Below are 13930 nucleotides of genomic sequence, written 5' to 3'. Positions count from 1 at the left end.
TGTCTTGTCTAATTTATTTTGTAATGGTCCAACATCGTGACATCATAGAATATATAGGATATCCTTTATTCACAAGAGATCTTAGGAAGGCGGCTTTTTATGCAAAAATGGAACAATATCTTCCCTAAAAATACTGGAGTTAGCTCTTATATATGGATTATCTTTTGTTTGCTCCCATTCTTGTTTATTTTCCGATTATCATCGGCTAAAGAAATCATTTTTGGGATCATCATGACGCTTTTATTTTTTCTATTCTTTCGGCTTTCGTTTATTTCAAACAGTCGATTCATTTATGTTTGGATAAGCTTAGAGATCGCTATAAGTCTCATTATGACACTTTTATTCGGCTATATTTATTTCGCTCTCTTTTTAGCCTTTTTCATTGGCACGATTCAACATAAAGGTGGATTTCTTTCGTTATACATTGTTCACTTGTCCACCACGATCATCGCGATCACCATCGTGCTTTTCACGAAAAATGAATCCTTATTCCCTCAATTACCTTTTATCATTATTAGTGTCATTGGGGTCGTCCTATTACCTTTTACGATTCGATACCGTCAAAAGGAACAAAGGTTGGAAGGGAAATTAGAGAGTGCTAATGAGCGTATTTCGCAACTGATGGTTTTGGAAGAACGTGAACGGATTGCCCGCGACCTTCATGATGTACTTGGCCATAAACTGTCTCTGATTGGGTTGAAGAGTGACCTAGCTGGTAAGTTAGTTCATGCTAAACCGGATGCAGCAGCCAATGAAATTAAGGACATTCGCCAAACGGCAAGTACAGCCTTAAACGAAGTACGAGAAATGGTCTCCAATATGAGGGGAGTTAGACTTGAGGATGAAATCATTCGTGTTCAACAAATTATTGAAGCTGCGGATATGGAATTCCAGTTCGAAGGAAGCACTACCCTTAAAAATACGCCCTTATTGGTTGAGAACGTATTGAGTATGTGTCTGAAGGAATCTGCCACAAACGTTGTGAAGCACAGTCAGGCTACATGGTGTGGGGTTACCATTGAACAGTCTCAGACAGAAGTAAACGTTCGCGTTGAGGATAATGGAAAAGGAATTTCTGATCAAATTGACACCTATCAATCCCACGGTTTACAGGGTATGCGCGAACGTCTGGATTTTGTTAACGGAAGCATGGAGCTACTCTCGACGAATGGAACAACATTGAACCTTCGTGTACCGAATGTCATTCAACACACGAAACAGGAGGAATCGATATGATTCGTATTGTCATAGCTGAAGATCAACGCATGCTGCTTGGAGCGCTTGGTTCCTTGCTTGATTTGGAAGAGGATATGGAAGTTGTGGGGCAAGCAACAAACGGAGAGGAAGCGACTAAATTAGTCAAAGAACTTCAGCCTGATGTCTGCATTATGGATATTGAAATGCCTCTTAAAACCGGCTTAGATGCTGCTGAAGAGTTAAAAGATGAGCCTTCTAAGGTAATTATCCTCACCACATTTGCAAGGGCTGGCTATTTTGAACGTGCCCAAAAAGCCGGAGTAGCTGGGTATTTATTAAAGGATAGCCCTAGCGAGGAATTAGCCACTTCTATTCGAAAAATCATGGACGGCCAGCGCATTTTTTCACCTGAGTTAGTCGACTTGGCGTTTAGCCCCCAGAACCCTTTAACCGAACGTGAAAGAGAAGTCATGCAACTCGTAGCAGACGGCAAAAATACGAAAGACATCTCGAATGAGCTTTACATCACTCCTGGTACGGTTCGGAACTATATATCGGTTATATTGGAGAAGCTGGAAGTCAGCAATCGGATCGAAGCGATTACGCGGTTTAAGGAGAAGGGTTGGTTTAAGTAATAGGATTCATTATTTCAGTAAAGTCTGTTGCCTCAAGGCACAGACTTTTTATTTTTTTTCTTATTTTTCTGAACGGACCCCTTTTAATTATGAAACTTTTCGGGAATCACACCCGTACTATAGTTAAAAAGGGAGGAAGGTTCATGAAGAAGTTTCTTGCTGGTGTTGTTTTAGCTCTTGTTTTAACAGGCTGTTCTTTAGGAGAAATGAATGACTCTATAGATTATGGAAATGATGCAAAGGAACATATTAATCAGTTAAAAGAATATGCTGAAGGTGCACAAGAACGATATAAAGAAGCTTCCAAAGATCCAGAAGCGAAAGAGAAATTAGCAAATGAATTAAAATCCCTTAAAGATGATATCAACGCATTTAATAATATAGACGCCCCTTCCATTGCTGAAGACTTACACAAAAATATAGTAAGTAAAAACGAACAGATCATAGCAGAGATCGATGCTGTATTCGAGGATGGCCAACTCGCTCTTGAGAAGGTGCAGGACTCTAAGCTTATTCAAACCATTCGAAACACCTCTGAAATTATTAATCAGCTTGAGAACTTAAATCAGTAGGTTTCGGGAGGTGCCTGTCACCACCCGGTTTTTGTAGTTTCGGGAGGTGCCTGTAAATCGGGTGGTGACAGGCACCTCCCGACTTTTGTCGAATAGGAAATAGAGCGCGTAAAAAGGCATCGCCTGCTGGCAATGCCTTTTTGTTATTTTTTCTTCTCTTTAATTTTGCCGATCCCCAGTTCTTTTCCTTCTTTATAAACGGATTTCACGAAACTTATACACATTAAGAACATGATGATCGAGAACGGTAAGGCTGCTATGATCATGGTATTTTGCAAAGCCTGGAGTCCTCCCGTGTAGAGAAGAGCTAATGCTGTAGCTGAAAGAAGTACGCCCCATGTCAATTTGATCGTTTGACTTGGGTCTCCTGTTCCGCCTGTTGTCATTAAACCTAATACGAAGGTTCCTGAATCGGCGGATGTGATAAAGAAAGTACTAATGAGCAAAATGGCTACAATCGATGCCACCATCCCTAGTGGGAATTCCGAGAACACTCCAAATAATGACTCTTCTGTTGCAAGCTTCGAAATCTCTGCAACACCTGTGTGCTCAAGATGAATCGCTGTTCCTCCAAATGTTGCAAACCATAGGAAGCCTACAATCGATGGAACGATTAAAACCGTAAAGACAAATTCGCGTATGGATCGCCCTTTTGATACACGAGCAATAAAGATACCCACAAACGGAGACCATGCAATCCACCAAGCCCAGTAGAATATCGTCCACGATTTAATCCACCCACGCGTTTCTTCATTCAACGGTGCAATGCGAAAACTCATTTGCGGCAAGTTTTGTATATAGGAGCCTAAGGAGTTTGTAAATAAATTTAAAATGAGTAGCGTTGGTCCTAAAATAAAAATGAGAAGGAACAAAACACCCGCTAATCCCATGTTGGCGTTACTCAAAATTTTGATCCCTTTCCCTAACCCCGTCCAGGCAGAGATCATGAAAAGAACCGTCACAATCACGATGATGATCAATTGCATAAAAAAGTTACTTGGTATACCAAACAGATAAGCTAAGCCACCATTGATTTGAACTGCGCCAAAACCAAGCGTGGTTGCAACCCCGATAACTGTCGCAATAACAGAGAATATATCAATCATTTTTCCTGACTTCCCTCTAGCTGCATCACCCAGCACCGGTTCCAATGTTGCACTGATAAGACCCGGCTTATCATGTCTATAGTTGAAATACGCTAAAACAAGGGCGACGATTCCATAAATGCCCCAAGCGTGAATCCCCCAGTGGAAATACGTGAAACGCAGTGCATCTTTTATCGCTTGATCTGTCCCTGTTTCCAATGTCGGCGAACTAACAGCATAGTGACTAATCGGTTCAGCCGTACCCCAGAACACAAGCCCGATCCCCATCCCTGCACTAAACAGCATCGCAATCCAGGTCGGTCTCGAGAATTCAGGTTTCTCCCCTTGCTTCCCGAGTTTGATTTTCCCAAGTGGAGTGATTAAGAATACTAAAGCAACTAGGACAAAGAATGTAACGATGATTAGGTAGTACCAGCCTAGCTTACTCGCTATAAACTCTTGCACGTTCGTTGTGAGATTTTCCAGACCCTTCGGCCACACAACCCCGAAAATAACCAGCACCAACATAATCCCCGCTGATATTTTAAATACAGTAGAGAATTTATTAAGCATGACGTAAAGACTCCTTTCTACAGGCATGGTTTACCTGAGTGTTCATTATGATGTTATTATCTTTTAGAATGGGTGGTTTTATGCGTTGGGATTGGAATGGGTGGATTCTCTGGCAGGGATGCGAGCGGGTGGACGGCGTTTGCGAGCGGCTCTGGTTGAAATGCGAGCGCGCGGACGGCGTTTGCGAGCGCCTCTGGTTGAAATGCGAGCGGGTGGATGGCGTTTGCGAGCGGCTCTGGCCGAAATGCGAGCGGGTGGATGGCGTTTGCGAGCGGCTCTGGCCGAAATGCGAGCGGGTGGATGGCGTTTGCGAGCGGCTCTGGCCGAAATGCGAGCGGGTGGATGGCGTTTGCGAGCGCCTCGGGCTGATATGCGAGCGGGTTAAAGTTAGACTAAATAGTGGACACGCTTCAGAGAGAATTCTTATGATAATACTAATAAAGGAATGGAGCGTGTATTTAAATGGGGAGAACTTATGATAATGAGTTTAAGCAGTATGTTGCTAGGCTAGTAGTTGATGAGGGGAAACCAGCCACTGAAGTAGCTAGAGAAATGGATGTTCCTTATAAGACGATGAATCGGTGGACACGAGAATACCGAAAGGAAAAGGAAGCTAAAGCTGAAGAACTCAATTATGTTACGCCCAGTGAATACAGAAAGCGTGAGAAGGAACTTCTGGATCGAATCCAAGAGTTAGAAGAGGAGAACGAAATCGTAAAAAAGGCGGCGCACATCTTCATGAACCAAAAGAAGTAAGGTTTAATTTTATCTTTGAACACCGTGATGAATACAGAATCGTGAAGATGTGCGAAGTTCTTAAGGTCTCAACGAGCGGGTACTATAAGTGGATATTGAATGAGCCTGGTGAGCGTGAGGAAAAAAAGAAAGAAATCATGAAAATGATTCGCAGGATCTTCCATGAAAATCGGAGTGTATATGGCAGTCCTAGAATTACTTATGAACTTCGTGATCTAGGAGTTTGTATCTCAGAAAAGACAGTGGGCCGATACATGAAAGAAATGAACCTTTGTGCCACCCCTAAGAAAAAATATATCCAGACAACAGACTCGAATCATAGTAACCCCATTTATCCAAATTTACTACAGCGCAACTTCCACTCAGAAGCTCCCGATCGTGTGTGGGTCTCGGACATCACGTATATTTGGACGTCAGAGGGATGGCTTTATTTAGCGACAGTCATGGATTTATTTTCGCGTAAAATTGTGGGCTGGAGTATTGATCAATCTTTAACGAAAGACCTGGCATTACAAGCGCTAGATCGAGCTACATTGATGAGAGAACCGTCAGATGAATTGATTCACCATTCAGATCGTGGCAGCCAATACACCTCAAATGAGTATATTGAACGTTTGAGTGAACATGACATAAAGATTAGTATGAGCCGAAAAGGGGACTGTTTCGACAACGCCTGCATCGAATCCTTTCACGCAACGATCAAGAAGGAACTCATCTACAGAACCCACTTTAAAACCCGTGAGGAAGCTAAGTGGGAAGTATGGAAGTACATTATGACCTTTTATAACGCCAAAAGAAAACACTCTACGATTGATTATTACTCTCCCAACCAGTTTGAAAGGGATTATGAAAAAAGGAAAGAAGACAAAGTTACATCTCATTCAGCTTAATTATGTCCCTGATATATCCCTAACGTTAGTTTAATCTAAATTAGGGTCATATTTGATCTGTCAAAAAACATTATTTTAATCGTTATTCACAAGGTGATACCTCTGAGAGACGTGTCCACTTTCTTGACAGAAGACCAGGGTGGAGCGTTTGCGAGCGCCTCGGGCTGATATGCGAGCTGGCGGTGGGCGTTTTCGAGCGCCTCTGGCCGAAATGCGAGCGGGTGGATGGCGTTTGCGAGCGCCTCGGACTGAAATGCGAGCGGGTGGACGGCGTTTGCGAGCGCCTCGGGCCCAAATGCGAGCAGCCCCAAAACAAAACCTGCCCCCCATAAGGAGAGCAGGCATATCCACTAACTATGATCTTTTTCACCATCTTGCTTTTTCCACAGTTCACCTGGCCAGAATGCGTATTTTCCAAGGACAGTCGTAATCGCTGGTACGAGCAATGGACGCACGACGAAGGTATCAAGTAGGACACCAATCGCTGTAACGATACCGAACTGGACGAGTACCTGAATCGGCATCACGGCTAATACGAGGAATGTTCCAGCTAAAATTAATCCAGCTGATGTGATTACGCTGCTTGTTTCTCCTACACCTTCTGCGATCGCCTGTTTTAAAGGCATATGCTTTCGGTTTTTCCAGATGCTTGAGATCATAAAGATGTTGTAATCTCCGCCAAGCGCTACTAAAAACACGAATGCATAAAGCGGGATAAGTCCCTGCATGGCTTCGGCTCCTAAACCATAGTGGATAATGAGCCATCCAAGTCCTAGCGCGGAGAAGAATGATAGCACTACCGTAATCAGAAGGTACGCCATTGCTACTATAGAGCGCAAATAAATGAGAAGTAACGTTGCAATAATAAGCAGTACTACTGGGATGATAAGCTGCTGATCTCGACTGGTAATGTTTTCGGTATCATAGAGTTTTGCTGTTTCTCCACCAATCCAGACCTGATCGCTCGCATTTTCTACTCCTGCATCAGCCAATGCTTCTTCTGCAGTTTCCTTCAATGTAGGAACCTTTGCAATGGCCTCTTCCTCATAAGGGTTCAAGGATAGCGTCACCACATATTGAAGCATATCTTTGTTATCTTCGCCTTCTCTCGGTTTACTCACATTTTCAACAAAATCTAAGTCCGACAATTGCGCTTTCACATCGACCTCTGCTCCTTCAGAATCGATAATGACGTTCGTAGGCGCAATTTCACCTGGAGGATAATGTTCACTAATAATGGTGAACCCTTCACGTGAAGGCATATCCTCTGGGAAGGAACCTAGCACACCATAGGAATAATCGATTCGCGGTACAAGAGCGGCCAATCCACCTAGAATAATCAGTGTAACGACAATGATGGGAACGGGTTTTTCTGTAACCAATCGACCAGCAGCTTTACTGAATCGACTTCTCGTATTCCCTTTGCGAACGCGCTTCCCTTTCTTTTTCTCAAGCTCTTCAACCATTTTGTCTGTTCTCGGGATAAATGGAAAGAAAGCTGTTCTTCCAAGTACAGCTAACAGAGCAGGTAAAATGGTTACAACAGCTAACGCCATCATCACGATTGCCAGACTGAATGGTACAGCAAATCGATCGTATGATGCGTACTGTGCTAAAGATAAAGTTAATAACCCGAGTGCTGTCGTAGCTGCTGACATCAAAATAGCTCCACCTGAGTTTGCAATGGCTAAATGAAGAGCTTTATACTTATTCGGCTCAAGCTGCAATTCATCACGATATCTTGAGACAAGGAATAAACAGTAGTCTGTTCCAGCACCAAATAAAAGTACAGTCATAATAGAGATGGCTTGCGAATCGACCACAATCCATCCGTTACTCGCCATAAATCCTAGCATCGGTGAAATCAATCCATATGCAAAACCAACACCGATCAATGGCACAACCGCTAAAATTGGTGAACGATATAAAACGATTAATAAAACTAACACAAGTAATACAGTCGCTAACAGTAATGTCAGGTCTGCCTGGCTAAATAACTCCGTAGCATCTGTCTGAATTCCGACTGGCCCAGTCATTCTTACGTGTAAGCTATCTTCAGAAAGATCCGTTTCAAACGGATTTTCTCCCACTTTTTCCGTTATCATTTCTTTCAAGTTATCTAATGATTTTTGTAGTTCCTCTGTGGATGCCTCTTCTTTAAAAAATACTGGTGTAGTGAGCGCCTTTCCATCTGCTGAGGCAGATTCCATTAATGCTGGTATAGGAATTTTAGCAAAGCTGGGCACCTTCGATTGATGCTCAACAGGGTTACTTTCTAGCTCTTGAAAAACGGATTGAATCTTTTTGATATCCGCTTCTTTCAAGCCTTCCTCTTGGTACCACACAAGCAACAATGGAACACCAGATTCATTTGGAAACTCTTCTTCTGCTAGTTTAGCTGCTTCATTTGACATCGCCTCATCGGGCAGCAAATTTTTTGAATTTGTTTCTTCATCATTTACTTGCGGCCAAATCGTCGAAACCACGCCAACCAAAAGGATCCAAATCACAATCGTGATCCATCTCGTCTTAGCCCCAGCCACAATTTCTCCTAATTTATTTAAAACATTCATATACGAATTTCCCTCCCCCTTATATCTGTTATTTAATTATATATACTGGTTAGTTAATTTTCAACGATTACTATAACCTCGATGTGTTGATGTGGTACACTAAGAAGAAAAGTGGAAGCGCTCGTTTAGAAACGAAGGAAGTCTATTCGTTGCTGGGCGCTGGAGCTAGACATGGAACAACACACAAGGAGAGACCCATATTGAAAGCGAAAAGCAATCGCTCACCTGGGCGACCACGGCAAAATGAAAAGAAACAACCTACAAATCAAATTATACTCCAATCAGCTGCTCAGCTATTTTTAGAAAAAGGATACCAGGAAGTTTCGGTTGATGATGTTGCTGATCATTGCAATGTCACAAAAGCGACGGTTTACTACTATTTTGGAAGTAAAGGTGACCTCTTTACCGAAACCATGGTTCAAATGATGCTACGCATTCGCGAGCAAATGGACAAGTTGCTTCATGCTGAAAAGCCTCTTAAGGAGCGTATCTATGACGTAACCATGGCTCACCTTTCAGCAGTAGGCGACATGGATATGGATGGCTTCACTCGCGAGATGAAAAATGCTCTTTCAACGGAGCAAATGAAAAAGGTGCAGCAAGCTGAAGAAAATATGTACGAAGCTCTGGAAGAAGCCTTTAATGAGTCTATCGAAAAAGGCGAAATCCGAGAGGTTCATACGAAGTTCGTGGCACATAGCTTCATTTCCTTATTAAAAGCTGGCCACTATCACGATGCCAACGGAAATACGATATTTGACACGACTGAAGAAGCTGCCAAACATATTATTGATTTGTTTTGGAATGGACTTGTTGAGTAATGAGCCTGTGCCCGGTGAGGGTGCAGGTTTTTTTGTGAGATGTGGATCGTGATAGGGTTCGGGCCGATCCGGGATGGGATTCAGGCGGTAGCTTGAGCTTTTCAGGCGCTCTGGCTGCGGATTCAGGCGGGTTGACTTCATGTTCAGGCGGTGCAGAGCTGAATGCAGGCGATTGCGAGCAACTTTCAGGCGGTCCTGGCCATCTACTTCGATCATATTTTTGGCTGGGGCGATCAAATAATCCTATATGCGCTCATAATTCATACTACCCGCTCATATATTGCCCAGATCGCTCACAAATGCCTAAAAGCAATCACAAAAACAAAAACCCGATCATAATCCAGGTCAAACCGCTCAATAGGCTCCTCCCCACTGCATTAAAAAGTGCCTTAAAAAGTGCCTGATCCCCACCGCTTTAAAGCGATGGGGGTCAGGCACCTAGACCTTATTCATCATTCGAAGTTCCTGGGATCACACAGCCTTCTGGGCCACAAATCATGTCTCCTTTTTGCTGTGCTTCCGCTTCTTTTTCCTGTTTTAATTGCTTTTGTTGCCATTCAATATCAATTGTAGGTGAAAACTTTTCTGGGTAACGAATGTACCATCTTTGTTTTCGAATTAGGAAGTTTTCTGTATCAAGGAGTAAGGCTTCATCGAGTTCTTTCAGTGCCTCATCCTTCTTCCCATTGTTGTAGTATTCCATGCCCAATTTGAACTTGGTTTGAGCAAGTTGCTTCTCCATGTTCGTAGATGAATCGGCTGGATCATAGTAGGTATCCTCGAATTCTACCTTTTCTACCTCTCCAAATATGAGCTTGCGAACCGCTTCGACGTGGTCATCATCATCCACTTTAAATCCTTGCTTAAGTAAGCGAATCGTTCCGTCCTGATCAATGAAGATCCCATTCGGAACAATTTTAAACCCAAACATATTTGCGAATTTGTTCTCTGAATCGATGACCGTCTTAAATGTCGTATCTTTTACATACGGCTTCACGACCTCTGCCCCTTGGATATCTACGGACACAGATAAAATTTCAAATCCTTCATCTTTATACTTCTCATATACTTGCTGCCATCCAGGCAACTGCTGGCGGCATCGTCACCAAGACGCCCACATGAAAATTAACGTGTTTTTCCCACGAAAATCATCAGTGGACACTGTATTACCATCTAAATCAAGAAGTTCAACATTATCAAGTTTTTGTAATAACAAAGTATCCCACCTTTCTCCTTCAGTTTACTTCTCGATGGGAATTAAATTCAAATGTGGTGCCTGACCCCCACTGCTTTAAAGCGGTAGGGGGCAGGCACACAAAAAAGCAAGGTGCATGGATTACATACACCTTGCTCTCGGTCCGAGGTAGGTCTTTCCAACTTTCGAGTCGCTAACTTGTGAAAAACGTTAAATGTCGATCACAAACACCTCATTTGGCATGAGTATTTTAGTGTACTCTGGGGTCGTTCATTGAATAGCCTGCTGTAGACACCTCATTTTCAATTGATTGAAAACTCATTTTCTAAAGCAAAGCATCCGTGTTCAACTTAGACACCTCATCTCAGTTGATCAGTGTTTCCTACCTCACTAACTATATTGTCCCGATCTCGTTAGGTTTATGTAAGTTATTTTGCTTTTTTTAAATTCCAGCTATTCTTGCGAGCGGGAAGATCCTGGTATGAGCACTTATCGTGATTTTTGATCGGGTTCGGTGCAAATATGAGCACCTAATCTGATTTGCGAGCGGGTTTCATCCAAATATGAGCGCCCACCCTCATTTCCGAGCGGCCTCACTACAAATACGAGCGCCCGCCCCTCATTTGCGAGCGGCCCCATTCCAAATACGAGCGCCCGCCCCTCATTTCCGAGCGGCCCCACTCCAAATGCGAGCGCCCCCTGATTTGCCAGCACTCCTTCTCCTCCATCTGACCGTTTTTGACAGATAAACAAAATGATTTCTGATTAAATTTGATTGTTTATGAAATTTTATGATTGATTTCTGAAAACGCTTACGTTAGAATTTAGGTAAGGTTGATCTAGGAGGTTTGTCGCATGTTAACTCCAGAACGTCATCAAATTATTTTAAATATCCTAAATGAAAAACATACCGTTAAGATTCAAGAGCTTGTGGAGGCAACTTCCTCATCTGAATCCACGATCCGCAGGGATTTGAGCCAGCTTGAGGATCAACATCTCTTAAGACGTGTTCATGGTGGTGCTTCGATACTTCATCAAACGAGTGAGGAGCCGAGTATTGTTGAGAAATCCACCAAAAACCTTCAAGAGAAACAACAAATTGCCAAGCACGCAGCGAATCTTGTTCGTGAAGGAGATTGCATCTTCCTGGATGCCGGAACCACTACGCTTGAGATGATTCCTTTTTTAAAAGACAAATCCATTACGGTTGTTACGAATGGACTTAGTCATCTCAACGCATTAAGTGAACAAGGCATGACAGCTTATGTCACCGGTGGGTACATCAAACATAAAACGGGTGCTCTTATCGGGAATGCTGCTCAGCTGAGTCTTGAAGGGTATTATTTTGACCTTGCCTTTCTCGGAACGAACGGTGTTGACCTTTCTGCAGGATACACAACGCCTGATCCTGAAGAGGCTGGGTTAAAACGAACTGCACTCCACCAAGCAGAGAATGCTTATATTTTGGCGGATGGTTCGAAGTTTAATGAAATTACATTCACGAAGATTGCTGACATCCATGAGGCGCACATCATTACAGACCAAAGTGGTTTTACAGCATCAGAGCCTTATCGGGAGAAAACCATGATTCAAGTTGTTTCATCATAAGCACTACTTTGAAAGCATTTGCTATTTTTCTTTTTCATTCATTCAAAAATGTGTTTATGAAGATCCATAGATAAAATTTGCAATAAGGGGAGGTTTTGCAAGTGAAGATTACTGATTTATTGAAAAAGGACACCATTGCACTTGATTTGAATGCTCGCTCCAAAAGTGACGTGATTGATGGGCTTGTGAACAAGCTCGATCAAGCAGGTCGTTTAAACGATGCAAGCGAATTCAAGAAAGCTATTGAAGAACGTGAAGAGCAGAGTTCAACCGGGATTGGTGAAGGGATTGCCATTCCTCACGCCAAAACATCAGCCGTAAAAGAGCCAGCGATCGCATTTGGTCGCACGCCATCTGGTGTTGATTACAACTCTCTAGATGGTGAGCCAGCTAATCTCTTTTTCATGATTGCCGCTTCAGAGGGAGCGAATCAAACGCACTTAGACACGTTATCTAAACTCTCTACCCTACTGATGGACGAAGGTTTTAGAAAAGAACTAGAACAAGCTCGTACGGAAGACGATGTGATTGAAGCCATCAACCGTAAAGAGCATGAGGAACAAGAAGATGATACACCAGAAGATAGTGATCAATTCATTATCGGCGTAACTGGTTGCCCGACAGGTATTGCCCACACGTACATGGCAGCAGATAAATTGAAGGAAGCTGCAAAAGAAAAAGGTGTTGGCATTAAAGTTGAAACGAATGGATCTGGCGGAGTTAAAAACAGTCCTACAAAAGAAGAAATTGAAAAAGCTGATGCGATTATTGTGGCTTCTGACATTGATGTAGAAATGGATCGCTTCCAAGGAAAGCCTGTAATCCAAACCACTGTTGGAAAAGGCATTCATGAACCAACATCACTTATTGAACGTGCTGTGAAAAAGGATGCGCCGATTTATCAAGGCCGCGGTCAAAGCAGTAGTGAAGACGGTGATGGCGGTGAGCAACGTACTGGTTTCTATAAACACTTAATGAACGGTGTTTCCAACATGCTTCCACTTGTTGTTGGGGGCGGTATCCTAATTGCGATTTCCTTTATTTTCGGTATTAACGCCGCGAACCCTGACCATGAAACGCATAATATTTTTGCTGAGTGGTTAAGTAGAATTGGTGGCGGCACGGCATTTGCGCTAATGATTCCTGTTCTAGCTGGCTTCATTGCACAAAGTATAGCCGGACGTCCTGGTCTTGCACCTGGTTTAGTCGGTGGTATGCTTGCCTCTAACGGGGGTTCTGGTTTCCTTGGTGGTTTAATTGCTGGTTTCTTAGCTGGTTATTTAGTTGAAGGTATTAAGAAGATGTTCGCTGATTTACCACAATCATTAGAAGGATTGAAGCCAGTCCTGATTTATCCGTTACTTGGTATCTTTTCTACTGGTTTGATTATGATTCTGATTAACTCTCCATTAAGTTATGTGATGGATGGTTTAACCAACTGGCTTGAAGGCTTAGGCGAGACAAACCTTATTCTTGTTGGTCTGGTCCTTGGTGGTATGATGGCAGTTGATATGGGTGGCCCAATCAACAAAGCGGCTTACACATTCGGCCTTGCGATGATTGATGCAGAAAACTATGCACCGATCGCAGCGATTATGGCTGGCGGTATGACACCTCCACTTGGCCTAGCGATAGCAACAACAATGTTCAAAAGCAAGTTCACGAAACAAGAACAAGAAGCAGGTAAAACAGCTTACGTAATGGGAGCTTCCTTCATTACAGAAGGCGCCATTCCATTCGCAGCAGCTGACCCTGCACGTGTCATCCCTTCTATTATTACAGGATCAGCTCTAGCAGGTGCCCTAACAATGTTATTCGGCATCACACTCCGAGCACCACACGGCGGTGTCTTCGTCGCTGGCCTGGTAAACGGAAGCGTGCCACTAGCACCTCTCTTCTACCTTTTAGCCATTTTAGCGGGCGCATTTGTAACTGCGATTATGGTTGGATCATTGAAGAAGAAAATTCAATAAATACTAAAAGTGAGCATCGGATTCTGCTGGAATTCGATGCTCGTTTTGTTTT

The 13930-nt window shown here is 43.1% G+C and carries 10 protein-coding genes and 1 pseudogene; 8 read left to right on the top strand and 3 right to left on the bottom strand.

Annotated features, from left to right (window positions below; genetic code table 11):
* Positions 1-99: 99 nt before the first annotated feature.
* The 3 genes from H514_RS0100195 to H514_RS0100185 all read left to right on the top strand — a co-directional run bounded on the left by H514_RS0100195 (position 100) and on the right by H514_RS0100185 (position 2404).
* The gene (locus H514_RS0100195; RefSeq protein WP_027445134.1) at positions 100-1236 is read left to right on the top strand and encodes a sensor histidine kinase; all 1137 of its coding nucleotides are present in this window, start codon (positions 100-102) and stop codon (positions 1234-1236) included.
* Entirely contained in the window at positions 1233-1832 is a 600-nt protein-coding gene (locus H514_RS0100190; protein WP_027445133.1) for a response regulator transcription factor, read from the top strand. Before H514_RS0100195 ends, H514_RS0100190 begins: the two co-directional genes overlap by 4 nt.
* A 143-nt stretch (positions 1833-1975) precedes the next feature.
* Positions 1976-2404, top strand: coding sequence for a DUF6376 family protein (locus H514_RS0100185; protein WP_027445132.1), 429 nt, complete (start codon positions 1976-1978; stop codon positions 2402-2404).
* A gap of 143 nt (positions 2405-2547) precedes the next feature.
* Here H514_RS0100185 and H514_RS0100180 read toward each other — a convergent pair whose 3' ends face one another.
* Positions 2548-4062 carry a glycine betaine uptake BCCT transporter gene (locus H514_RS0100180; protein ID WP_027445131.1) on the bottom strand — a complete coding sequence of 505 codons (1515 nt, stop codon included), beginning with the start codon at positions 4060-4062 and terminating at the stop codon, positions 2548-2550.
* Between the two features lie 100 nt (positions 4063-4162).
* Between H514_RS0100180 and H514_RS25040 the strand changes: the two genes are divergently transcribed.
* Together H514_RS25040 and H514_RS0100165 are read left to right on the top strand one after the other, a co-directional pair.
* Positions 4163-4447, top strand: a complete 285-nt coding sequence (locus H514_RS25040; protein WP_211226777.1) for a hypothetical protein — start codon at positions 4163-4165, stop codon at positions 4445-4447.
* A gap of 77 nt (positions 4448-4524) precedes the next feature.
* A pseudogene (locus tag H514_RS0100165) lies at positions 4525-5708 on the top strand (IS3 family transposase).
* Between the two features lie 350 nt (positions 5709-6058).
* Here the strand turns inward: H514_RS0100165 and H514_RS0100155 are convergent.
* A complete protein-coding gene (locus H514_RS0100155; protein ID WP_027445127.1) occupies positions 6059-8281 on the bottom strand; it encodes an MMPL family transporter in 2223 nt (740 codons plus the stop codon).
* Between the two features lie 200 nt (positions 8282-8481).
* Here H514_RS0100155 and H514_RS0100150 point away from each other — a divergent pair, with 200 nt between their 5' ends.
* Entirely contained in the window at positions 8482-9102 is a 621-nt protein-coding gene (locus H514_RS0100150) for a TetR/AcrR family transcriptional regulator (protein WP_027445126.1), read from the top strand.
* Between the two features lie 445 nt (positions 9103-9547).
* Here H514_RS0100150 and H514_RS0100145 read toward each other — a convergent pair whose 3' ends face one another.
* Positions 9548-10189 (bottom strand): redoxin domain-containing protein, encoded by a 642-nt coding sequence (locus H514_RS0100145; protein WP_027445125.1) that lies wholly within the window; start codon positions 10187-10189, stop codon positions 9548-9550.
* Positions 10190-11152: 963 nt separating this feature from the next.
* Between H514_RS0100145 and H514_RS0100130 the strand changes: the two genes are divergently transcribed.
* Positions 11153-11905 (top strand): DeoR/GlpR family DNA-binding transcription regulator, encoded by a 753-nt coding sequence (locus H514_RS0100130; RefSeq protein ID WP_027445123.1) that lies wholly within the window; start codon positions 11153-11155, stop codon positions 11903-11905.
* 101 nt (positions 11906-12006) lie between these two features.
* Positions 12007-13878 (top strand): PTS fructose transporter subunit IIABC, encoded by a 1872-nt coding sequence (locus tag H514_RS0100125; RefSeq protein ID WP_027445122.1) that lies wholly within the window; start codon positions 12007-12009, stop codon positions 13876-13878.
* Positions 13879-13930: the final 52 nt, after the last annotated feature.

The organism is Pontibacillus marinus BH030004 = DSM 16465, assembly GCF_000425225.1.
Lineage (GTDB): Bacteria > Bacillota > Bacilli > Bacillales > BH030062 > Pontibacillus > Pontibacillus marinus.
Note: the sequence above shows the minus strand (reverse complement) of the source record. Positions and strands in the feature narration are given on the sequence as shown.